Origin of the sequence: Corynebacterium gottingense, assembly GCF_007559235.1 — a bacterium.
Classification (GTDB): Bacteria; Actinomycetota; Actinomycetes; order Mycobacteriales; family Mycobacteriaceae; genus Corynebacterium; species Corynebacterium gottingense.
This window is the reverse complement of sequence record NZ_VMHH01000007.1, coordinates 61,420-81,416: the sequence shown is the minus strand read 5'-3', so window position 1 is coordinate 81,416 and position 19,997 is coordinate 61,420. Positions and strand designations below refer to the sequence as shown.

At 68.2% G+C, this 19,997-nt stretch carries 23 protein-coding genes and 1 tRNA gene; 11 read left to right on the top strand and 13 right to left on the bottom strand.

Annotation, left to right across the window (positions count from 1 at the left end; translation table 11 throughout):
- Window positions 1–3: 3 nt before the first annotated feature.
- Window positions 4–756, bottom strand: coding sequence for a zinc transporter ZupT (gene zupT, locus FPH17_RS08855; RefSeq protein ID WP_154879933.1), 753 nt, complete (start codon window positions 754–756; stop codon window positions 4–6).
- A gap of 15 nt (window positions 757–771) precedes the next feature.
- Window positions 772–1,611 (bottom strand): iron-sulfur binding domain-containing protein, encoded by an 840-nt coding sequence (locus tag FPH17_RS08850; protein ID WP_244288094.1) that lies wholly within the window; start codon window positions 1,609–1,611, stop codon window positions 772–774.
- Between the two features lie 21 nt (window positions 1,612–1,632).
- Here FPH17_RS08850 and FPH17_RS08845 point away from each other — a divergent pair, with 21 nt between their 5' ends.
- Together FPH17_RS08845 and FPH17_RS08840 are read left to right on the top strand one after the other, a co-directional pair.
- A complete protein-coding gene (locus FPH17_RS08845; RefSeq protein WP_154879928.1) occupies window positions 1,633–2,262 on the top strand; it encodes a carbonic anhydrase in 630 nt (209 codons plus the stop codon).
- 9 nt (window positions 2,263–2,271) lie between these two features.
- Window positions 2,272–3,024: a hypothetical protein gene (locus FPH17_RS08840; protein ID WP_154879925.1), complete on the top strand. Its 753-nt coding sequence runs from the start codon at window positions 2,272–2,274 to the stop codon at window positions 3,022–3,024.
- Here FPH17_RS08840 and radA read toward each other — a convergent pair.
- Together radA and FPH17_RS08830 are read right to left on the bottom strand one after the other, a co-directional pair.
- Window positions 3,017–4,366: a DNA repair protein RadA gene (gene radA / locus FPH17_RS08835; protein ID WP_095278727.1), complete on the bottom strand. Its 1,350-nt coding sequence runs from the start codon at window positions 4,364–4,366 to the stop codon at window positions 3,017–3,019. The genes FPH17_RS08840 and radA overlap by 8 nt on opposite strands.
- Window positions 4,359–4,901: a hypothetical protein gene (locus tag FPH17_RS08830; RefSeq protein WP_154879923.1), complete on the bottom strand. Its 543-nt coding sequence runs from the start codon at window positions 4,899–4,901 to the stop codon at window positions 4,359–4,361. Before FPH17_RS08830 ends, radA begins: the two co-directional genes overlap by 8 nt.
- A gap of 218 nt (window positions 4,902–5,119) precedes the next feature.
- Here FPH17_RS08830 and FPH17_RS08825 point away from each other — a divergent pair, with 218 nt between their 5' ends.
- The 5 genes from FPH17_RS08825 to rlmB are packed head-to-tail and all read left to right on the top strand — an operon-like array spanning window position 5,120 to window position 9,277.
- The gene (locus FPH17_RS08825; RefSeq protein ID WP_095278725.1) at window positions 5,120–5,704 is read left to right on the top strand and encodes a CarD family transcriptional regulator; all 585 of its coding nucleotides are present in this window, start codon (window positions 5,120–5,122) and stop codon (window positions 5,702–5,704) included.
- A 4-nt stretch (window positions 5,705–5,708) separates the two neighbouring features.
- Window positions 5,709–6,440 (top strand): 2-C-methyl-D-erythritol 4-phosphate cytidylyltransferase, encoded by a 732-nt coding sequence (gene ispD, locus FPH17_RS08820; RefSeq protein WP_203085507.1) that lies wholly within the window; start codon window positions 5,709–5,711, stop codon window positions 6,438–6,440.
- Between the two features lie 10 nt (window positions 6,441–6,450).
- Entirely contained in the window at window positions 6,451–6,936 is a 486-nt protein-coding gene (gene ispF / locus FPH17_RS08815) for a 2-C-methyl-D-erythritol 2,4-cyclodiphosphate synthase (RefSeq protein WP_154879919.1), read from the top strand.
- 5 nt (window positions 6,937–6,941) lie between these two features.
- Window positions 6,942–8,336 (top strand): cysteine--tRNA ligase, encoded by a 1,395-nt coding sequence (gene cysS / locus FPH17_RS08810; protein ID WP_154879917.1) that lies wholly within the window; start codon window positions 6,942–6,944, stop codon window positions 8,334–8,336.
- Window positions 8,337–8,344: 8 nt separating this feature from the next.
- Window positions 8,345–9,277 carry a 23S rRNA (guanosine(2251)-2'-O)-methyltransferase RlmB gene (rlmB, locus tag FPH17_RS08805; protein WP_154879915.1) on the top strand — a complete coding sequence of 311 codons (933 nt, stop codon included), beginning with the start codon at window positions 8,345–8,347 and terminating at the stop codon, window positions 9,275–9,277.
- On the opposite strand, the gene FPH17_RS08800 is transcribed toward rlmB, so the two are convergent.
- From FPH17_RS08800 to FPH17_RS08790, 3 genes are read right to left on the bottom strand one after another with little or no spacing between them, the layout of a single operon-like run.
- Window positions 9,240–10,109, bottom strand: coding sequence for a metal ABC transporter permease (locus FPH17_RS08800; RefSeq protein WP_154879913.1), 870 nt, complete (start codon window positions 10,107–10,109; stop codon window positions 9,240–9,242). The genes rlmB and FPH17_RS08800 overlap by 38 nt on opposite strands.
- Window positions 10,109–10,759, bottom strand: a complete 651-nt coding sequence (locus FPH17_RS08795; RefSeq protein ID WP_154880026.1) for a metal ABC transporter ATP-binding protein — start codon at window positions 10,757–10,759, stop codon at window positions 10,109–10,111. Before FPH17_RS08795 ends, FPH17_RS08800 begins: the two co-directional genes overlap by 1 nt.
- A complete protein-coding gene (locus FPH17_RS08790) occupies window positions 10,743–11,615 on the bottom strand; it encodes a metal ABC transporter solute-binding protein, Zn/Mn family (RefSeq protein WP_238397112.1) in 873 nt (290 codons plus the stop codon). Before FPH17_RS08790 ends, FPH17_RS08795 begins: the two co-directional genes overlap by 17 nt.
- A gap of 83 nt (window positions 11,616–11,698) precedes the next feature.
- On the opposite strand from FPH17_RS08790, the gene FPH17_RS08785 reads away from it, so the two are divergent.
- Window positions 11,699–12,715 (top strand): LacI family DNA-binding transcriptional regulator, encoded by a 1,017-nt coding sequence (locus tag FPH17_RS08785; protein WP_154879909.1) that lies wholly within the window; start codon window positions 11,699–11,701, stop codon window positions 12,713–12,715.
- Here FPH17_RS08785 and FPH17_RS08780 read toward each other — a convergent pair.
- Genes FPH17_RS08780 through thrE form a run of 5 tightly spaced genes read right to left on the bottom strand, consistent with a single transcriptional unit; the run spans window position 12,660 to window position 17,035 of the window.
- A complete protein-coding gene (locus FPH17_RS08780) occupies window positions 12,660–13,403 on the bottom strand; it encodes a trehalose-phosphatase (RefSeq protein ID WP_154879907.1) in 744 nt (247 codons plus the stop codon). The two genes, FPH17_RS08785 and FPH17_RS08780, sit on opposite strands and share 56 nt — an antisense overlap.
- Entirely contained in the window at window positions 13,400–13,855 is a 456-nt protein-coding gene (locus FPH17_RS08775) for a hypothetical protein (protein ID WP_095278715.1), read from the bottom strand. The genes FPH17_RS08780 and FPH17_RS08775 overlap by 4 nt, the downstream gene beginning before the upstream one ends.
- Window positions 13,852–15,123: an alpha,alpha-trehalose-phosphate synthase (UDP-forming) gene (locus FPH17_RS08770; protein ID WP_154879905.1), complete on the bottom strand. Its 1,272-nt coding sequence runs from the start codon at window positions 15,121–15,123 to the stop codon at window positions 13,852–13,854. The genes FPH17_RS08775 and FPH17_RS08770 overlap by 4 nt, the downstream gene beginning before the upstream one ends.
- On the bottom strand, window positions 15,124–15,501 hold the full coding sequence (locus FPH17_RS11935) for a hypothetical protein (protein WP_167496802.1): 378 nt from the start codon (window positions 15,499–15,501) through the stop codon (window positions 15,124–15,126).
- A gap of 55 nt (window positions 15,502–15,556) precedes the next feature.
- The gene (gene thrE / locus FPH17_RS08760; protein WP_414437237.1) at window positions 15,557–17,035 is read right to left on the bottom strand and encodes a threonine/serine exporter ThrE; all 1,479 of its coding nucleotides are present in this window, start codon (window positions 17,033–17,035) and stop codon (window positions 15,557–15,559) included.
- A 68-nt stretch (window positions 17,036–17,103) separates the two neighbouring features.
- On the opposite strand from thrE, the gene FPH17_RS08755 reads away from it, so the two are divergent.
- The 3 genes from FPH17_RS08755 (at window position 17,104) to FPH17_RS08745 (ending at window position 19,588) form a co-directional block, all read left to right on the top strand.
- Window positions 17,104–17,179: transfer RNA gene (locus tag FPH17_RS08755), tRNA-Thr, on the top strand.
- A 204-nt stretch (window positions 17,180–17,383) separates the two neighbouring features.
- Window positions 17,384–18,091, top strand: coding sequence for a response regulator transcription factor (locus FPH17_RS08750; RefSeq protein WP_095278712.1), 708 nt, complete (start codon window positions 17,384–17,386; stop codon window positions 18,089–18,091).
- 18 nt (window positions 18,092–18,109) lie between these two features.
- Window positions 18,110–19,588: a sensor histidine kinase gene (locus tag FPH17_RS08745; RefSeq protein ID WP_154879901.1), complete on the top strand. Its 1,479-nt coding sequence runs from the start codon at window positions 18,110–18,112 to the stop codon at window positions 19,586–19,588.
- On the opposite strand, the gene FPH17_RS08740 is transcribed toward FPH17_RS08745, so the two are convergent.
- On the bottom strand, window positions 19,585–19,986 hold the full coding sequence (locus FPH17_RS08740; RefSeq protein WP_154879899.1) for an HIT family protein: 402 nt from the start codon (window positions 19,984–19,986) through the stop codon (window positions 19,585–19,587). The genes FPH17_RS08745 and FPH17_RS08740 overlap by 4 nt on opposite strands.
- Between the last annotated feature and the right edge of the window lie 11 nt (window positions 19,987–19,997).

The following is a 19,997-nucleotide window of genomic DNA, read 5'->3' as shown; positions in this document are numbered from 1 at the left end:
ATGCTAGGCCAACATGAGCAGGCTGGCAGCCATTAACCCCATTCCGCCCATCATCCAGTAGACGGACGTGTGGTGGTGGCCGGTCTGGATCGCGCTGGGCATCAGCTTGTCGATGCTAATGAACACCATGATCCCCGCCACGGCGGCGTACGACAGTCCCATCGTCTGCGGGCCCATGAACGGGGCGATGAGCGCGAAGCCGACGAGCGCGCCCAGCGGCTCCGCCAGGCCGGACAGGGTGGCCCAGCCGGCGGCGCGCCACCGATTGCCGGTCCCGCGCGACAGGGGGACGGCGACGGCGACGCCCTCCGGGATGTTGTGCAGCGCGATGGCGATAGCGATCGGGGCGGCGAGAACGGGGTCGGCGTAGGCGGCCATGAAGGTGGCGAAGCCCTCGGGGAAGTTGTGCAGCGCGATGGCGATGGCGGTGAGCACGCCCGCGCGGCGCAGCGCGCCGGTCGCGCCCGACTTCTCCGGCTCGTGCGGGTTGATGTCGTCCGGCACGAGCCGGTCGATCACCGCGATGAGCGCCACGCCCGCGAAGAACGCCGCGATCGCGGTCCAGCCGCTGCGCAGCGAGTCCATCGCCTCCGGCAGCAGCTCCACGAGCGAGATATAAACCATGACGCCCGCGGAGAACCCGAGCGAGCCTGCGAGGAAGCGGTCGCCGATGTCGCCTTTCAGCGCGACGATGACGCCGCCGAGGCCCGTGGACAGGCCGGCGAGCATCGAGATGGCGAAGGCGGTTGCAAACATGGCTCGAATATAGCGCTACCGCGGCAGGCGGAAGCGACCGTCCTCGTCCTGCACCGCGAGCCCGTCGTCGAGCAGCGAGAAGAGGGCGCGGTGGGTTTGTGCGAGGTGGTGCCACGTGGCGTCGATAAGCGATTGCTCCACGGGCTCGGTCGATTCGCGCAGCAGACGCATGATTTTGCCGCGCACCTGCCGGTCGGTGCCCGCGAACTTCTGCGAGCGCGGTTTCTCCACGGCCGGCGGCTTCCCGGCGGCGAGCCACGCGCAGTCGACGACCGGGCATTCGCCGCAGCGCGGGTCGCGGGCGGTGCACACGAGCGCCCCGAGCTCCATGAGCGCGACCGACAGCTGCGGCCCGTGGGGGATCTCGGTGAGCTCGCGCTTCGACGGCTTCGCGGTCGCCTCGCCGCGCACCGCCCGCGCGTGCACGCGCCGCACGTTCGTGTCCACCACCGGCACGTCGCGCCCGTACGCGAAGTTGGCCACGGCGCCCGCGGTGTAGTCGCCGATGCCGGGCAGCGCGAGCAGCGCGTCCACGTCCGCCGGCACGTCGCCGCCATGCTTATCGACGATCACCCGCGCGCACTCCAACAACCGCAGCGCCCGCCGCGGGTACCCCAGGTTGCCCCAGGCGCGCAGCACCTCGTCCGCCCCCGCCTGCGCGAAGGCGTGCGGGGTGGGCCAGCGCGCGATCCACTCCTGCCAGATCGGGGCGACGCGGTCGACCTGGGTTTGGTGGCTCATGACCTCGGAAAGCAGCACGCCCCAGGCGGTGGTGCCGGGGGCGCGCCACGGCAGGTCGCGCGCGTTGGCCTCGTACCAGGCGATTAAATGTTCATATTGCTTCGATTCATCCACGATGAGTGACAGAATAGGCACATGACTGAACAAACGACAGCCACCCCATCCACCCCGACCGACGTCTGGACCGCGCTCAAGGAGGGCAACGAGCGCTTCGCCACCGACGAGGCGCTGGCGCCGAACCGCGACACGGCCCGCCGCCAGTCGCTCACCGCGGGCCAGAACCCGGTCGCGGCCGTCATCGCGTGCTCCGACTCGCGCGTGCCGGTCGAGCTACTGCTCGACGCCGGCTTCGGCGACGTCTTTGTCATCCGCAACGCGGGTGGCTGCATCGACTCCTCCGTCGCCGGCTCCGTCGACTTCGCGGTGCAGGACCTCGGCGTCTCGCTGGTCCTGTTCTTGTCGCACGAGCGCTGCGGCGCGGTCGGCGCCGCGATCCAGGGCGTGAACAGTGCGAAGCTACCCACGGGCCTGACCCGCGTGTTCGTGGAGAAGATCGCTCCCTCCGTGCTGACGGCGCAGGCGGACGGCCCCGTGGATTCGTCGGAAATCGAGCGCACCCACGCCCGCGTCACCGCAACGCACCTCCTCGACCGGATCCCGTCGCTGCGCAAGGGCATTGACGACGGCACCGTGGGCCTGGTCGGTGCGCGCTACCGCCTGGAGGATGGCCGCGTCGAGACCGTGTACGAGAACTTCGGTGGCTAAGGTAAAGGCATGACTTACCAGCGCCCCACCGACCAGCGCCGACCAGCCCAGCGCCCGCCGAAGCGTCCGCTTCCGCCCGAGATCTACATGCGACGCCGCGTGGTCGTCCTCGTGGCGCTCCTGGTCCTCGTTGGGCTGATCGTGTGGGGCCTGTCCGCGGTGGCGCGCTCCGGCGGCGGTGGCGAAGACACGGCGAGCAGCTCGGTCGAGGCGACCGCCAGCCCGAGCCCCAGCGAGGAGAAGCCGAAGGCGGAGCCGACCGAGACCGTCGTCGGTGAGGAATCCGGCACGAGCTCTGCCAACTCGACCAGCTCTGCCAGCGAGACAGCGTCTTCGGAGTCGAGCGTCGCGGCCGCGCCCGCGAACCCGGGCGAGTGCTCGCTGAAGGACCTCCAGATCACGGCGACGACGAACCAGCCGTCCTACCCGGCGGGCACGGAGCCGGTGCTGTACATGGAGGTGCGCAACCCCACCGACGTGGACTGCAACATCAACCTCGACGAGGCGAAGCTGCGCTTCGAGGTGTACGCGATGGGCACCAACGAGCGCGTCTGGGCGGACACGGATTGCTACGAGCCCGTCGTCGGCGGGATGCAGACGTTCGCTCCGGGCGCGACCCGCGGGTTCGAGGCGCGCTGGTCCGCCACCGGGTCCGCGCCGGAGGCGTGCGAGAACCGCCAGCCGGTGCCGGCCGGGTCCTACTTCCTGCACGCTGTGATCGGCGATAACGCCTCCGACCCGGCGCCGTTTAACATCACTTAGCGGGTGAGACGGCGGCGATCGCCTCGCCGAGTGTGGACACCCGCGTGATGTCCATGCCGGGCGCGTCCGCGTCGCCGCCGGCGGGCACAATCGCGCGCTCGTAGCCCAGCCGCGCCGCCTCCTGCAGGCGCCGCTGCAGGCTGGGGACGCGGCGCAGCTCGCCGGCGAGCCCGACCTCGCCGATCACCACCGTCTTCGGCGGAAGGGGAGTCTCGTGCAGGCTTGACCAGGTGGCCAGCGCCACGGCCAGGTCGGTGGCGGTCTCGGTGATGCGCACACCGCCGACGGTGGCCACGTAGGCGTCCTTGTCGTTCGTGCGCTGCCCGCAGCGCGCCTGCAGGACCGCGAGCACCATGGGCACTCGGTTGAAGTCCAGGCCGGTAACGACGCGCCGCGGGCTCTTGTTCACGGGGTCGACGGTCAGCGCTTGGACCTCGGCGAGCATGGGGCGCACGCCGTCCATCGCCACCGTCACCGCGGACCCGTCCGGCGTCTTCCCCCGGTGCGAGAGGAACAGGCCGGAAGGGTCAGGCACCTCCCGGATGCCGTCGGCGGTCTGCTCGAAGCAGCCGACCTCATCGGTCGCCCCGAACCGGTTCTTGATGCCGCGCAGCATGCGCAGCGTGGAGTGCCGGTCGCCCTCAAAGTTCAGCACCACGTCCACAAGGTGCTCCAGCACGCGCGGGCCGGCGACGTTGCCGTCCTTGGTCACGTGTCCCACCAGCAGGACGGGCAGGTTGGTCCGCTTTGCCAGGCTGGTCAGCGCGGCCGTCACCGCGCGCGATTGCGCCACCCCGCCCGCGACGCCTTCGACGCCGCTGGCCTGCATGGTTTGCACGGAGTCGACGATGAGCAGCGACGGCTTCACCTGCTCGACGTGCCCGAACACCACGTCCAGGTTGGATTCCGCCGCCAGGTAGAGGCTGTCGTGCAGGGCCCCGGTGCGCTCGGCGCGTCCCCGCACCTGGCCGGCCGATTCCTCGGCGGTGACGTACAGCGTGTTGCGCCCCTGGGCGGCCCAGCGCGACGCGACCTCCAGCAGGAGCGTGGACTTGCCCACGCCCGGCTCGCCGGCCATGAGGACCACGGACCCCGGGACGACGCCGCTGCCCAGCACCCGGTCGAGCTCGGTGATGCCTGAGGCGATGGTGTGGGTCGACGTGGCGTCGATAAGCGTGATGGGCTCCGCTGAAGACGTGGGTGTCAGCGCGGAGCTGGTGGCGACGGGTGTTTGTTCCTGCAGGGTCCCCCATGACCCGCACTCGGGGCAGCGCCCGAGCCACTTCGGTGCAGTGTATCCACACTCGGTGCAGGTGTGGACGCTGCGCGGTTTTTTAGCGATCTGCCTCGCGCTCCACCTGGCCGGACTCCAGCAGTGGCGCGGACACGGTCGCGTCCACGGTCACGGAGCCGCTGTCAAAGTCGAACTCGACCGGCACGGTGCCGCCGTACGCGAAGTCGTCGTTGGCCACGGTGGTGGGCACGTACTGGATGCACGCGTCCTCGGACTGCGGCACGTTGGCCAGGCTCTCGGCGGCGTCGGCGACGAGCACGCAGTTGTACGCGATCGGCTTCGCGCCCTGGACGTTCGCCGGCGTGCCGTTGACCTTCACGGACCGCAGGGTGTGGTCCTTCATCGCGGTGTCCTGGTTGGTGGCGGTGAACTTCACCGCGGCCTGGCCGTTTTCCTGCAGGATGACGGTGGCGTCCTGGACGGAAACCTCCCGGTTGTCGGTGAAGGCGGTAGCGCCGTCGACGGCGGCGACCTGGTCGGAGGTCTGGGTGATCTGACCGGCGGAGCAGCCGGACAGTGCCAATGCGGACGCGGCCACCAGAGCGGCAACCGGCTTCAGGGACTTCACGTGGGTGTCCTCCATCGTAATAGTGCGCGTAGATTTCTCCGCCTTACCTTAGTCCCAGCTGTCCTAGTTTTCCCAGTTTCCCGGGCCGTCCCAGGGGAGCTGGGGCATCCGGGGGTAAACTTTCGGATCCTTTCACGGGCTCTTGCTTGACTTCGCTCCCCGCCCCCTCTGCGAAGCAAAACACCCGAAAGCTACGGTGGTAGGGTTGGTCAACGATGTCTGAAGGAGCTGCCATGGAATTCAAGGTCGGAGAAGTCGTGGTCTACCCGCACCACGGCGCGGCGAAGATCGCCGATATTGAACAGCGCGAGATCGGCGGGGAGAAGCTGGATTACCTCGTGCTGCAAATCCTCCAATCCGACCTGGAGGTCCGCGTGCCTGTGAAGAACACCGAGTTGGTCGGTGTGCGCGATGTGGTCAACGAGGAAGGCCTGCAGAAGGTCTTCTCCGTCCTGCGCGAGGAGGACGTGGAGGAAGCCGGCAACTGGTCCCGCCGCTACAAGGCGAACCAGGAGCGCCTCGCCTCGGGCGACATTAATAAGGTGGCGGAGGTCGTGCGCGACCTTTGGCGCCGCGACCAGGGCAAGGGCTTGTCCGCGGGCGAGAAGCGCATGCTAGGCAAGGCACGCCACATCCTGGTCGGCGAGCTCGCGCTGGCTGAGCCGGTGGACGAGAAGAAGGTCGCGGAGCTGGAACAGGGCATCCAGAAGATCATCGACGAGCAGGTCAAGGCCGGCATCTCCTTCGCCCCGGAGCCGGAGGATGCCGAGGAGGACGACCTGGATTACGGGGACCTGTCCTTCGACGACGAGAAGTAGCACCGTGACGCGCCGGGTCGTCGCGGTCGTCGCGGCCGCGGGTCAGGGCACGCGCCTGGGGGCGGCCGTGCCGAAAGCGTATGTGCCGCTGCGCGGCCGCAGCCTGCTCGAGCGCTCCGTCACCGCGCTGGAGACCGCCGAGATCGTCGACGCCATCTACGTTGTGGTCAGCCCGTCGATGGAGGACGTGGCCAGGCGCGCGCTGCGCGACCACGAGGTGCGCTTTGTCCACGGTGGCGCTGAGCGCGCCGACTCCATTTTCGCGGCGCTGCGGGCCATTCCGCTTGACGACGCCTGCGTGCTCGTCCACGACGCCGCCCGCGCCCTCACCCCGCCGGGGATGATCGCGCGCGTGGCGCGCCGCGTGCTGGACGGGGCGGACGCGGTCGTCCCGGTCCTCCCGGTCGCGGACACGATCAAGGAGGTCGACGCCGCCGGCGCCGTGGTCGCCACCCCGGACCGCTCGCGTCTGCGGGCGGTCCAGACGCCGCAGGGCTTCGACCTGCGCGCACTCCGCGCGGCCAACGAGGCCTACTTCGGTGGTACCCAGTCCTTCGTGGCTACTGACGACGCCTCGCTGATGGAATGGTTCGGCGCGGACGTCGTCACCGTGCAGGGCGACCCGATGGCGTTCAAGATCACCACCCCGATCGACCTCCGCCTGGCCACGAGCATCACCGACGAGGCCGAGCCCACCGTCTTTGAGATCCCGGGCGACTCGCCGTCGCCCCGGTAAGGTGGCGGGCATGACACACCAGATGACCAAGCTGCGCGTGGGCAACGCATTCGACGCTCACCAGATCCAGGAGGGCAAGCCGTGCTGGATCGCGGGAATCCTGCACGAGGGGGTCGACGGCTGCGAGGGGCACTCCGACGGCGACGTGGTCGCGCACGCGATCGTGGACGCGGTGCTCTCGGCCGCGGGCCTGGGGGACTTGGGTTCCTTCGTGGGCGTGGGGCGCCCGGAGTACGACGGCGTGAAGGGCACCGAGCTGCTCAGGGAGTTGCGCGAGTTGCTGGGGCGGGAAGGAGTGAGCGTCGTTAATGCTTCTGCCCAGCTCATCGGGCAGAGCCCGAAGATGGGCCCGGTGCGCGAGCAGGCGGAGCAGGTCCTGAGCGAGGCGCTCGGCGCGCCCGTATCCGTGTCGGCGACGACGACGGACCACATGGGCTTTACCGGCTCGGGCCAGGGGAGGGCTGCGATTGCGACGGCGCTGGTTGAACTAAGCTAGCTGGCGTGACTCAACGCATCTTCGATACCAAAACCCGCACGCTGCAAGACTTCACGCCCCTCCGCGAGGGGCACGTCTCGATCTACCTGTGTGGCGCGACTCCGCAGTCCGCGCCCCACATCGGGCACCTGCGCTCCGGCGTGGCCTTCGACATCGTGCGGCGCTGGTTTGCGGTGAAGGGCATGGACGTGGCGTTCGCGCGCAACGTCACCGATATTGATGACAAGATCCTGAACAAGGCCGCCGAGCACGGCCGCCCCTGGTGGGAGTGGGTGTCCACCTACGAGCGCGAGTTCACCCGCGCCTACAACACCCTCGGCGTTTTGCCGCCGTCGGTCGAGCCACGCGCCACGGGCCACGTGACGCAGATGGTGGAGTACATGCAGCGGCTCATGGACCGCGGCTTCGCCTACGCCTCCGACGGGTCCGTGTACTTCGACGTGGACGCCTGGGTCGCCGCCGACGGCTCCGATTACGGCTCGCTGTCCGGCAACCGGCCGGAGGACATGGCGCGCAGCGAGACGGGCGCCGGTAAGCGCGGCCCGCCCGATTTCGCGCTGTGGAAGGCGGTGAAGCCGGGCGAGCCGAGCTGGCCGACCCCGTGGGGCGACGGCCGCCCGGGCTGGCACCTGGAGTGCTCGGCGATGTCCACCTGGTACCTGGGCGAGCGCTTTGACATCCACGGCGGCGGGCTTGACCTGCAGTTCCCGCACCACGAGAACGAGCAGGCGCAGTCGCACGCCGCTGGCGACGGCTTCGCGCAGTTCTGGATGCACAACCACTGGGTGACCATGGCCGGGGAGAAGATGTCGAAGTCGCTGGGCAACGTGCTCTCCATCGACAATATGCTCGAGTCGGTCCGCCCGGTCGAGCTGCGCTACTACCTCGGCAGCGCGCACTACCGCAGCGTGCTCGAGTATTCGCCGGAGGCCCTGCAGGAAGCGGCCGCCGGGTACCGTCGCATCGAGGACTTCGTGCACCGCGCGGGCTCGCCCGAGCCGTCGACCTGGACCGCCGCGTTCGAGCAGGCGCTTAACGACGATTTCTCCGTCCCCAAAGCACTCGCCGAAATCCACAACACGGTCCGGGCTGGCAACAGCGCGCTCGCGTCCGGCGACGCCGAGCAGGCGTCCGCGCTGGCGGCGCAGGTGCGCGCGATGGCCGCCGTGTTGGGCGTTGACCCGGTGGCGTGGGACAATGCTGGCGGAAACGCAGGCGGCGACACCGACCGCACGCTCGAGGCCCTGGACACGCTTGTGCAGGCGGAGCTTCAGCGTCGGACGGAAGCGCGCGCCGCGAAGAACTGGGCGGTTGCAGACGAGGTGCGCGACCGCCTCGCCGCCGCGGGCATCGAGGTCACCGACACCGCCGACGGCCCCACCTGGCAGATCAAGGAGTAGGAGACGAGATGGCAAAGCCGTACCAGCGTCCGGATAAGCAGAAGACGAGCAAGAAGGGTGCCACGAAGGGCTCGGGCGGCCAGCGCCGCCGCGGGCTGCGCGGCAAGGGCGCGACGCCGAAGGCGGAGGACCGCGTCTACCACGCGGCCCACAAGCGCAAGCAGGCGCAGCAGCGCCGCAACCAGGGGCGCCACGAGCGCGAGGTGGCGGACATGGTGGTGGGCCGCAACCCGGTCATCGAGTGCCTGCACGCCAAGGTGCCCGCCGAGGCGCTCTACGTGGCGCAGGGTACTGGCCACGACAACCGGCTGAGCGAGGCGGTGGCGCTGTCGCAGTCGCGCGGGATCCCGGTCGCCGAGGTGCCGAAGCGCACCCTGGACGAGATGACCGGCAACGGTATGCACCAGGGCATCGGCCTGAAGATCCAGCCGTACAAGTACGCCGACGTCTTTGACCTGATGGGCCAGGTGCAGGGCAACGGCATGTTCGTGGTGCTGGACAACATCACGGACCCGCGCAACCTTGGCGCGGTGATCCGCTCCGTGGCGGCGTTCGGCGGCGACGGCGTGATTATCCCGGAGCGCCGATCCGCACAGGTCACGGGCGTGGCCTGGCGCACCTCCGCCGGCACCGCGGCGCGCCTGCCGGTGGCGAAGGCGACCAACCTCACCCGCACCATCAAGGAGTTTAAGGACAACGGCTACATGGTCGTGGGCCTGGACGCCGGCGGCGAGCACACGCTGGATACGTTCGACGGCGCCTGCGACCCGGTGGTCATCGTCGTCGGTTCAGAGGGCAAGGGGATCTCCCGCCTGGTGCGCGAGAACTGCGACGTGATCATGTCCATCCCCACCGCGGACTGGGTGGAATCGCTCAACGCCTCGGTCGCGGCGTCGGTAGTGCTCAGCGAGTTTGCCCGCCAGCGCCGCGCGACGAAGTAGGGGCTGAGCTCGTTGTAATTCGCCGCGCCTGCAGCGCCCCGATGCCCCGGCAGATCACGTAAATGCCAAAGGACACGAAGGCGACGAGCACGCTGACCGGCAGGCCTGGCGCGAGCGAGAGGATGAAGCCGCCGACGGCGGACACCTCGGCGAACACGACCGAGAGCAAGACCGCCAGCTTCGGGTTCGCGGTGACCGCGATGGCGCTCGCGCCGGGCGTGATGAGCAGCGCCATGACGAGCAGTACGCCGACTATCTGCACGCTGTTCGCCGCGGCCAGCCCTACCAGGATGGCAAAGACGGTGGCCATGGTACGCACGCGGACGCCAGTCGCGGCGGCCATAACAGGGTCGATGGAGGAAAACAGCAGCGGGCGCCACAACGCCACCACCGCGGCCACGACGATGACGGTGGTGATGGCCAGTGCCCAGACGCTCGTCTGCGCCACGCCAACCACCTGGCCGGTGAGCAGGGACATCGCGATGCTGGAGTTGCCTGGGTACAGGTAGATGCACAGCACAGAGATGCCCATGCCAAAGCTCATGACCACACCGACGGCGGAGTCGTTGCCGCCCTTGAAGCCGAGCAGCGCGAGCGCGATGGCGGCGGCGATGGAGCCGAGCACGGCCCCGAGCGACAGGTTGAGGCCGAGGACCAGGGCCGCGGCGGCGCCCATGAGCGCGAGCTCGGAGGTGGCGTGCACAGCAAACGACATCTGCCGCATCACGATCAAGGGCGCGAGCACCCCGGAGAGCACGCCGAGGAAGGCGCACGCCACCAGGGCGGTGATGACGAAGTCCTGCGAGAGCAGGTACATGGTGGTGTCCCACATCAGATGATCACTGTCTTTCCTCCGGCGCGGACGACTTGGACGGGCGCGCCGTAGAGCTCGGAGAGGACGTCGGATTGGAGGACCTCGTCGGCGGTGCCCACAACGTGGCCGTTGGGGCCAATGTAGAGGACCTTGTCGACGACGTCGATGACCGGGTCGATGGAGTGCGTGACCATGGCGACCGCGGCGCCCGATTCCTGGAAGCGGGCGAGGGTCTGGCGCTGGCGCGCCACGTCCAGGGACAGAAAGGGCTCGTCGGCGAGGATGATCTGGGGGTCCTGCGCGAAGGCCTGGGCTTGGCGTACGAGTTGTTGCTGGCCGCCGGAGAGGCGGCCAACGTGGGCGTCGATAAGCGATGGGGCACCGACGTAGGCGAGCAACCGCTCGGGGTCACCACCGGCGAGCGAGACGAGGTCGCGCACGCGCGCCGGGAGGTGGGCGGGGAACATCTGCTGCTGTGGGATGTAGCCGACGCGGCCGCCGAGCTCGATCGAACCGGAGTCGAGGCGCTGCGTGCCGAGCGCGGCGCGTAGGAGCGTCGACTTGCCTGAGCCGTTCGGGCCGAGGATGGTGAGGAAGTCGCCGGCGGCGAGGTCACACGTGATGTCGCGCCACAGCGGCGCGACGGTGGCGCTACGCAGCTGCAGCATTGAGCTGGTCAAGGACTTCCTGGAAGTAGTCGAAGAAGTTTTTGCCGTCCTGTGGGGTCTCGGTGATGTCCACGACCGGCACGCCGGCCTCTTTCGCCGCCGCGACGAGGCGCTCGGAGACGGCGTTGGGGGACTGGGAGTTGTTGATCAGGATGTCGGCGTCCTTAATCGCCTCGAGCGCCTCGGCCACGGCGGCTGCGGACGGCTCGGAGTGGTTGAGCGTGGCGTGGCGGTAGGACTCCGGGGTGGCGTCGACCAGCGCGGACTCTTCCACGATGGCGTCGGCGATCGGGTGGGTCTGGATGACGTGCGCCTCGGGCAGTGCGGCGAGCGACTCGTCGATGCCGGCCAGCTTGTCGTCGATCGGGTTGCCGCCGATCTGTTCCGCCACGCTGCGGATGGCTTCGGTGGAGTACCAGATGTGCTCGTTCTCCTCGCCGTGCTCGTGCTCGTGGCCTTCCTCGCCGTGCTCATGCTCGTGATCGTGGTCGTGCGCCTCGGTCGGCTCGAGCGCGGTGATGAGGTTGCCCTTCGCGGCGTTGTAGAGGGCCGCGTCGTAGGCGCCGCCGTTGGCCACGACGGTGTTCGCCTGCGCGATCTCCGCCAGGTCGGCGGCGGTCGGCTCGTAGTCGTGGGGGTCGGTCGACGGGTTGTCGATGATCGCCGGCACCTCGTCACCAGTCACGGCGGAGGCCACGTCGGCCCACACCTGGGTGGTGGCCACCATGGCGGCTGCGTCGGCGCCTTCGTCGGAGGCGCCGGTGGTGGCGTTCCCGGAGCTTTCGGAGCCCTGCGTGCCGCAGGCGGTGAGGGTAAGCGTGAGCGCAAACGCGGTTGCGGCGAGTCGTTTCATCATGGCACCCATCCAACCACTAATGAAAAAGCTTTTCAAAGAAATGCGGCCTGAGGTTGCGCGAAATGTGCAGGTAGCATATCCGTATGCCAGCGACGCTCGCCTCCATCGCCGCCGACCTCGGTGTCTCGCGCACCACCGTGTCCAACGCGTACAACCACCCCGACCAGCTCTCGCCAGCGCTGCGCCGCCGCATCCTCGCCCACGCCAAGGCGAAGGGATACGCCGGCCCCAACCCGCACGCGCGCTCGCTGCGCACCAGCCGCACCGCCACGATCGGGGTCGTGCTCACCGAGCAGCTCTCGTTCGCTTTTGAGGACCGGGCGTCGGTGGACTTCCTCGCGGGCGTCGCTAAGCGGAGCGATTACTCGCTCACCCTCATCCCGGCCGGCGTGAGCGTGCACGATGCCATCGTGGACGGCTACATCATCTACTCGGTTCCGGCTCAGGCGCAGATGCTTATCGACGCCCAATCGCGCGACCTCCCCCTCATCATCTGCGATCAGCCCGTCGACGTCCCCGGCGTGCCGTACGTGGGCATCGACGACGCCGCCGCGATCGCCCCGGCCGCCGAGGACCTGGTGCGCGCCGGGCACACGCGCGTGGGGATCCTGACCAAGCGCCTGTTCAGCGCGCCCAAGAACGGGCCGGTGACGCCGGAGGAGCTGGAGGCGGCAGACCTGCACGTGCAGCGCGCCCGGGTGCGCGGGGCGCTGGCCGTGTTCGCGGCGGCGGGGATCGCGGACGTGCCGGTGGTCGCGCGCGACCTCAACGACGTGGCTTCTGCCGCCGACGGCGCGCGCGAGCTCCTCGAGGCCCACCCGGACCTCACCGCGATCCTGTGCACCACCGACTCGATGGCGCTCGGGGTGCTCGAATACTGCCGCGGGCGGCGGCGCGTGCCGGAGGAGCTGTCCGTGACCGGCTTCGACGGCATCGGCGTGGACGGCCTGTCCACCGTCGCGCAGCCCACGCAGCGCAAGGGGGAGACGGCGGCGATGCTGCTGCGCGCCGCAATGAACGGGCGGCCGCAGCGCCAGGAGCGCATCATTCTGCCGACGCAGTACCTGCCCGGGCGGACCGTGCGCGAGTCAGCTCGCTGAGCACTTGCGCCATCGCGGGCACGTCGGCGACCCGGTGCGCGGCCACGCTCGGTTGGTCGCCGACTTTGATCCCCACGTCGTGGCGGGGATCCAGGACGCGCAGCGCGGTCTCGTCCGTGGTGTCGTCGCCGGCAAAGAGCGTCGCGGCAAACTCGCGCCTGTGCTGGGAAAGCCAGGTGCCCTTGGTGATCTCCACCGCGGAGAACTCGACCACGTTGTGTCCCGGCGTCACGGGGCGCCCGCCCGTGTCCAGGGTGCGCGCGGCGGCGAGCATACGCTCCGCGTCAGGGGTGCCCGCGATCGGCGCGACGTGCAGCACCCGCTGGTACGGCTTGACCTCCACGTACGCGGGGGCGGTGGCGATGCGCTCGAGCGCCGCCCCGATGCGGTCGAGGTAGGCCGCGTCGTCGCTGGAAAGCTCCGGGCCGGGCTCCGCGCCGTGGGACCCGGCGAGGACGACGTTGCCCGCAATCTCCGGCAGCACCCGGCGCAGGCCGTCGAGGTGCCGGCCGGAGAGGATGGCAACCTGCGTGCGCGGCAGCGCGGCGAGAGTGCGGAGGGCGTCCACCGCGGCCGGGTGCGGGGCCACCGCGTAGGGGTCCGCGTTGAACTCGGCGAGCGTGCCGTCGAAGTCCAGGCATACCAGCAGCGACTCCGCGTGCGCCGCTCGCTCGATGGCGGCCCTCACAGTGCCATCAGCCGGATGCTCGGTGGGTCCACCACAGGCTCGCCCTCGGGGCCGTCACTCGTCGCGGTGAACACCATCTCGGAATCGGTGAGGTGATCCACGCGGAAGCGCGCGCCGGGCACGATGATGCTGGTCAGCTGCTCGTGGACGTGGCGCGCCCCGCCCTCGCAGTCGGCGGCGTCGCCCACCTCGACGCTGTCTACGGTGAACGCGTCGTCCTTCGCGTCGTCCTCCGTGGTGATGGCCGCGTCCAGGTCCGCGCACGCAGTGGTGCCGGTGAGGGAGGAATCGGTGAGGGTGAAGTTGGCCAGCCCCGCGGCGTCGGCAAGCAGCGCCCCGGGCTCCGCGGGATCGGTGTGCACGGCGACGACCTGCCAGGTCTGCTCGCCGCCGCACGCCGCCAGCGGGAGGGCGAGCGCGGCGGTTAGACCGACTGCGAGTAAGCGGTTCATAGCGCCTCCAGGAAGGATGCGGCCCAGGCGGCGACGTCGTGGGTGGTCACCCAGTCGTGCATCGCGCGCATCCGCTGCGGGTCGGGCTGGGCGGCGTCCTCCATCGCGCGGACGATGGAGGGCACGTCGAATGGGTTGCACAGGTACGCCTGGTGAAGCTCCACGGCGGCGCCGGCGAACTCGGACAGTACGAGCGCGCCGCTGCCGTCCGGGTGGCAGGCCACGTACTCCTTGGCCACCAGGTTCATCCCGTCCTTGAACGGGGTGACCAGCATCATGTCGGCGGCGGCGTAGTACGCGCCGAGCTGGTCTTTGGGCACGCCGTGGTGCACGTAGTGGATCACCGGCCGGCCGATGCGGCCGAAGCGCCCGTTGATGCGGCCTACAGCCTCCTCTACCTCGCGGCGGGTGCGGCGGTAGTGGTCGATGCGCTCGCGCGACGGCGTGGCCAGCTGGATCAGGGTTGCCTCGCCGCCGCGCTCCAGGAATTGCTCGAACGCCAGCAGCCGCTGCAGGATCCCCTTGGTGTAGTCCATCCGGTCCACGCCGAGCATGAGCAGCGTCGGGTTGCCCACCAGCTCGCGGACGGGCGCGGGGTCGCCGGGGGCGATTATCGACGCATCAATACTGATCGGGAACGTCCCGGTGCGCACCGCGGTGGCGTCGATAAGCTCGAGGAACCCCCGGAAGTTCGACTCGTCGGCGGCCCGCTGGAAGCCGATGAGGTCGCAGGCCGACAGCGAGCGCAGGATGGGGTCGCGCCACGGCAGCTGGCGGAACAGGTCGGGGGAGGGGAACGGGATGTGGAGGAAGAACCCGATGCGCAGGTCCGGGCGGTCCCGCTTGAGCAGGCCGGGGACGAGCTGCAGCTGGTAGTCCTGCACCCACACGGTGGCGCCCTCGGTGGCGACTGCGGAAACCGCAGCCGCAAAGCGCTCGTTGACCGCTACATAGCGGTCCCACCACTGCTCGTTGTACTGCGGCGCGACAATGAGGTCGTGATAGAGCGGCCACAGGGTGGAGTTGGAAAACCCCTCGTAGAAGTCGGTGTAGTCCTGCGCGTCCAGCGCCACGGGGACCAGGTCGATGCCTTCGGCGTGGAACGGCTCGAGGCGGGTGTCCGTCTCACCGGGCCAGCCGACCCAGCAGCCCGAGCGGGCGCGCAACACCGGCGCGAGCGCGGCGACCAGGCCGCCCGGGGAGGCCTGCCAGGAGTCGCCCACCCGGTCCACGGGCAGGCGGTTGGCTACTACGACGAAGTCGTTCACCTAGGACTTCTTTGCTTTCTTTGTGGACTTCTTCTTCGACGCCTTCTTCTTGGTCGCCTTTTTCTTGGTGGACTTCTTCTTCGACGCCTTTTTCTTCGAGGCTTTCTTCTTGGAGGCCTTCTTGGACGACTTCTTCTTCGTCGCCTTCTTGGTGGAGGTGGAGTCTTCCTCGTCCTCCGGGTCGCCCAGGACCTCCTCGGCGTACTTCTTGTAGTTGAAGCCCTTCGGTTCCACGCCGAGCATGGACATGAGGGTTACTCCGTCGAAGAAATCTTCGGCGTACGTTGCCACGATTCGCCGGGCGCCGGAAGCGGTCTGCTCCTCCATCTCATTGATGGCCTCGGGAGAGGGGCGGGAGTCGGTGATCTTCGGTGGCACTACAGGTTCCTCCTTGTACGAAACACAAATCTCAAACGGCGATTCTACGCCAAAGCTAGTGCTTCCGGCGCCTCGGGCGGAGGGCGGCTTGCTCCGCGCGCCGAATCTGCTGGAACGTCACGCGCCCCGCCCGCTTGAACGCCCGGTACGGGATGTACAGCTGCGGCGCGCGGATGCGGCGCGCCACCCACTCGCCGAAGATCACGCCGCCGGCCAGCGCCATGCATACGGCGATGGCGTTGAAGATGTTGCTCATCCCCACCACCATCTGCTCGTTGAGCACCGCGTAGAGGCCGCGGTAGATGCCTGAGCCGGGGAGGAACGGCGTCACGCCCGCCACCGCGGTGATCACGGGGTTGACCAAGTAACGGCGGGAGATGAGACCACCGGCCAGGCCAACCACGATGGAGCAGGCCGCGGTGGCGATGAACTTATCGGTGCCGAAGGGGATGAGGAAGACGTAGTACATCGCGGAGCCCGCGGCGGCGGTGAGCCCAGAAACGATGACGGCCAGGCGCTCCGCAAAGCAGGTCACGGCGAAGGAGGCGGCGGCCAGCGTCCCGCCGATGATGCGCCAGCCGGCGCTGCTTAACGACGGCTTACCCAACATGGTTTCCAGCGGCGGCAGGGGCACTCCTAGCAGCTCCGCTACGTACAGGCCGATGGCCACGCCCGCGACGATGCCGCCGGACGACAACATGGTCTGGAAGAAGCGGGAGGCCGCGGTGACGGGGGAGCCCGTGATGCCGTCGAAAAGCGACTGCACCAGCGTCAGGCCGGCCAACAGGACGATGATGCCGGTGGCGATGACCTGGCTGGGCACGATCGTGTGGCCGATCGAGGTGGAGAAGTCGTAGAAGATGGCGGCCGGAATGGTGGCGATAAAGCCGCCAATGACGCAGTGGTAGAAGTACGGCAGCGAGTTGTGCGACAGGACCTTGTTAAAGCCCATGATGAGGAATGCGGTGAGCCCGCCGACGAGCGCCATGAGGAGGTCGCCGCCGAGCAGGATGGACACGGACGCGCCCATGACGGCCCACCCGGCCAGATTGCGGGTGTTGCGGTAGGGGATGGGCTCGTTGTCGATGTCGTCGAGGATCTTCTCTGCCATCTCCGGCCGGGTGGCGCCCGCGCGGATCGAGCGGATGAGGCGGTCGGCCTCCTGCAGCTTGTGGTAGTTCTCACTCATCATCGTGACCACGCGGAACACGTTGACCGGCGTGCGGCGCTGGACGCCCACGTTGGCGTTCATGGTGATGGTGTTCACCGTGATGTCCACGTGGCAGTAGTGCAGGCCGTACGACGAGGTGACCGTGCGGATTTGGGCGATCGCGTCCGAGGAAGTCGTGCCGTTGGCGATGAGGATCTCGCCGATCCGCGCGGCGATGTTCATGACCGCGGCCACCTGCGCGGGGTCCGTCAGATCGACGGGCGCGAGGACGGACGGGGGCGGGGAGGTGCGGGACTCGTCAATCGTGGCCACGTGGTCGCGCGAGCCACGCAGCCGCTGCCAATACTGCTCTAGTGATGCCACACGCGAAACACTATCGTGCAGACGTGTTTCGCGCACTCATCGGTCGATGTGTAAGATTCATGGGCATTGCTGGAGTGGCGCAATCGGTAGCGCAACGCACTTGTAATGCGTAGGTTGCGAGTTCAAGTCTCGTCTCCAGCTCCAATGTTTTGCCGCCGAGGGGGGAGGGGCGGCGGTCTTCGCGCGCGCGTTGCGGTCAGCGTTTAAAGGTCTTGATTTGACTAAACCTTCGCTCTCTGGATATACCCCCACTTTTGCTCGACAGCCCCAAGACGACGTACAGCAAACGTACAGTGGAGGGGAGTTAAATGCTATCTGGTTAATTACTCATACAAAGGAGTGCATTTCATGGCTGAGAACCCGAAGGGCATCAAGGTGCTCGTCGTTGATGACGAGCCGAATATCGTCGAGCTGCTGACCGTCTCCCTGAAGTTCCAGGGATTCGAGGTAGAAAGCGCAAACTCCGGGCAGGAGGCGCTGACCATGGCGCGCGAGTACCGCCCGGACGCCTACATTTTGGACGTCATGATGCCGGGGATGGACGGCTTCGAGCTGCTGGGCAAGCTGCGCCAGGACGGCCTTGACGGCCCGGTGCTCTTCCTCACCGCCAAGGACGCGGTGGAGGACCGCATCCACGGCCTGACTATCGGCGCGGACGACTACGTCACCAAGCCGTTCTCCTTGGAGGAAGTCATCACTCGCCTGCGCGTCATCCTGCGCCGCGGCAACGTGACCGATGACGCCGACCACGACACCACTATCCGCTACGCGGACCTGACGCTGAACGACGAAACCCACGAGGTGACCAAGGCCGGCGAGATCATCGATCTCTCCCCGACCGAGTTCAACCTGCTGCGCTACCTCATGCTCAACGCGGAGGTCGTGCTGTCCAAGGCGAAAATCCTGGACAACGTGTGGCACTACGACTTCGGCGGCGACGGCAACGTGGTCGAGTCCTACATCTCCTACCTGCGCCGCAAGATTGACACCGGCGACGTGCCGCTGATCCAGACCGTGCGTGGCGTCGGCTACGTACTGCGCACCCCGCGCCAGTAACCTGCGGCGTAGCGGTCCATGAAGGCGAAGCAGAAGCTCGCGGCCTGGTCGTACAACCAGGCCTCGCGGCCGTTGCAGAAGCAGCTGGTGTCCCTGGTGGTCGTGGTGGCCACCCTGGGCATCGTGCTGAGTTTTGCCACGGTCTACTTCCTGATGCGCAGCATCCTCATGCAGCGCGTGGACGACCAGCTGCAGGAGGGCCTGGACAGCTGGGCGGGGCAGGGCACCTGGATCCCGTCGATCGGCGTGCCCAGCGAGTTTGCCCAGGCGACGTGGTTCCCCGGCTACCCGTATCCGTTCTCGCGCTACACCCCGCGGGGCAACCCGCCCGACTGGGAGCAGCTGACGGTCCTGGACCAGGCGCGCACCATCGGGTCGAAGAACGTGGATAGTTCTGCGTCGCTGACGCAGTGGAGGGCGGTGGCGTCGAAAAGCGATGACGGCACCATCACGCTGGTGGCGAAGCGGTTGGAATCAGAAAACCGCATTCTGCGCTGGCTCGCGGTGGTCGAGACGAGCCTGGGCGCGATTGCGATCCTGGCGATCGCCATCGCAGCGAAGACGCTGGTGAGAAGGTCGCTGACGCCGCTGCGCGAAGTGGAAGACACGGCGCTGGCCATCGCGGACGGCGACGTGGACCGCCGCGTCCCCGCCTGGTCGCGCGACACTGAGGTGGGCAAGCTGTCCTACGCCGTCAACACGATGGTGAGCCAGCTGCAGGACTCGGTCAATGACGCGCAGGGGAAAGAGGAGCAGATGCGGCGCTTCGTCGGCGACGCCTCCCACGAGCTGCGTACCCCGCTGACCAGCCTGCGCGGCTACGCCGAGCTCTACCGCAAGGGCATGGCCCCCGACGCGGACATGGTCATTGACAAGATCGAGGAAGAATCCGGCCGCATGCAGCTGCTGGTGGAGGACCTGCTCGCGCTCACCCGCGCGGAGGGCACCCGCCTGGACCGCAAAACCGTGGATATGCAGAAGGTCGTGGACTCCGCGACGACCTCGGCCCGGGCCGCCTACCCGGAGCGCTCCATCGAGGTGGACAACCAGTGCGCCCGGCCGCCGATGGTCAACGGCGACCCGGATCGCCTCCACCAGGTGCTCATGAACCTGATCAACAACGCGTTCAAGCACGGCGGCTCCGACGTGGATGTGACCATCACGCTGCGCGAAAACCTGGACCGCATCGTCATCGAGGTCGCGGACAACGGCCGCGGCATGGCGGAGGAGGACGCGGCGCGCATCTTCGACCGCTTCTACCGCGCGGACGCGTCGCGCAACCGCGCGGGCGGCGGCGGCTCCGGCCTGGGCCTGGCAATCACCAAGTCGCTCATCGAGCAGCACGAGGGCACCATCACCGTCGACACCGCGCCGGGCGAGGGCGCGACGTTCAAAATCTCGCTGCCGCTGCTGCGCGAGGTCAACGGTGCCACGGCGACAAAGGCAACAAAGGCAACCAAGGCTGCGCAATCAGCCAAGACGCCGGAAAAGGACTAGTTCAGCGCTGCGCGGAGCGTCTCCGCGGCCTGGTCCATCTTCGCCGGGTCGGTCTCGTCGGCGCGCATGACGCTGGCCAGGTTGTAGCCGGACATGTCGTTGGCGGGGAAGACGTGGATGTGCGCGTGCGGCACCTCGAACCCGGCGATGAGGTAGCCGGCGCGCTCGCACTCGAACTCGCTGACAATGGCGGCGCCGATGCGCTGCGCCACCGCATTCATCTTCGCCCACAGCTCGGGCTCGAGGTCGGTCCACTTGTCCACCTCTTTGACCGGCACGACCAGGGTGTGGCCGTACGCGATTGGCTCGATGGTGAGGAAGGCGGCGACGTCCTCGTCCTTGTGCACAAAACGCCCGGGGATCTCGCCGTCAATGATCTTTGTAAAGACTGTGCTCATACACTCAAACC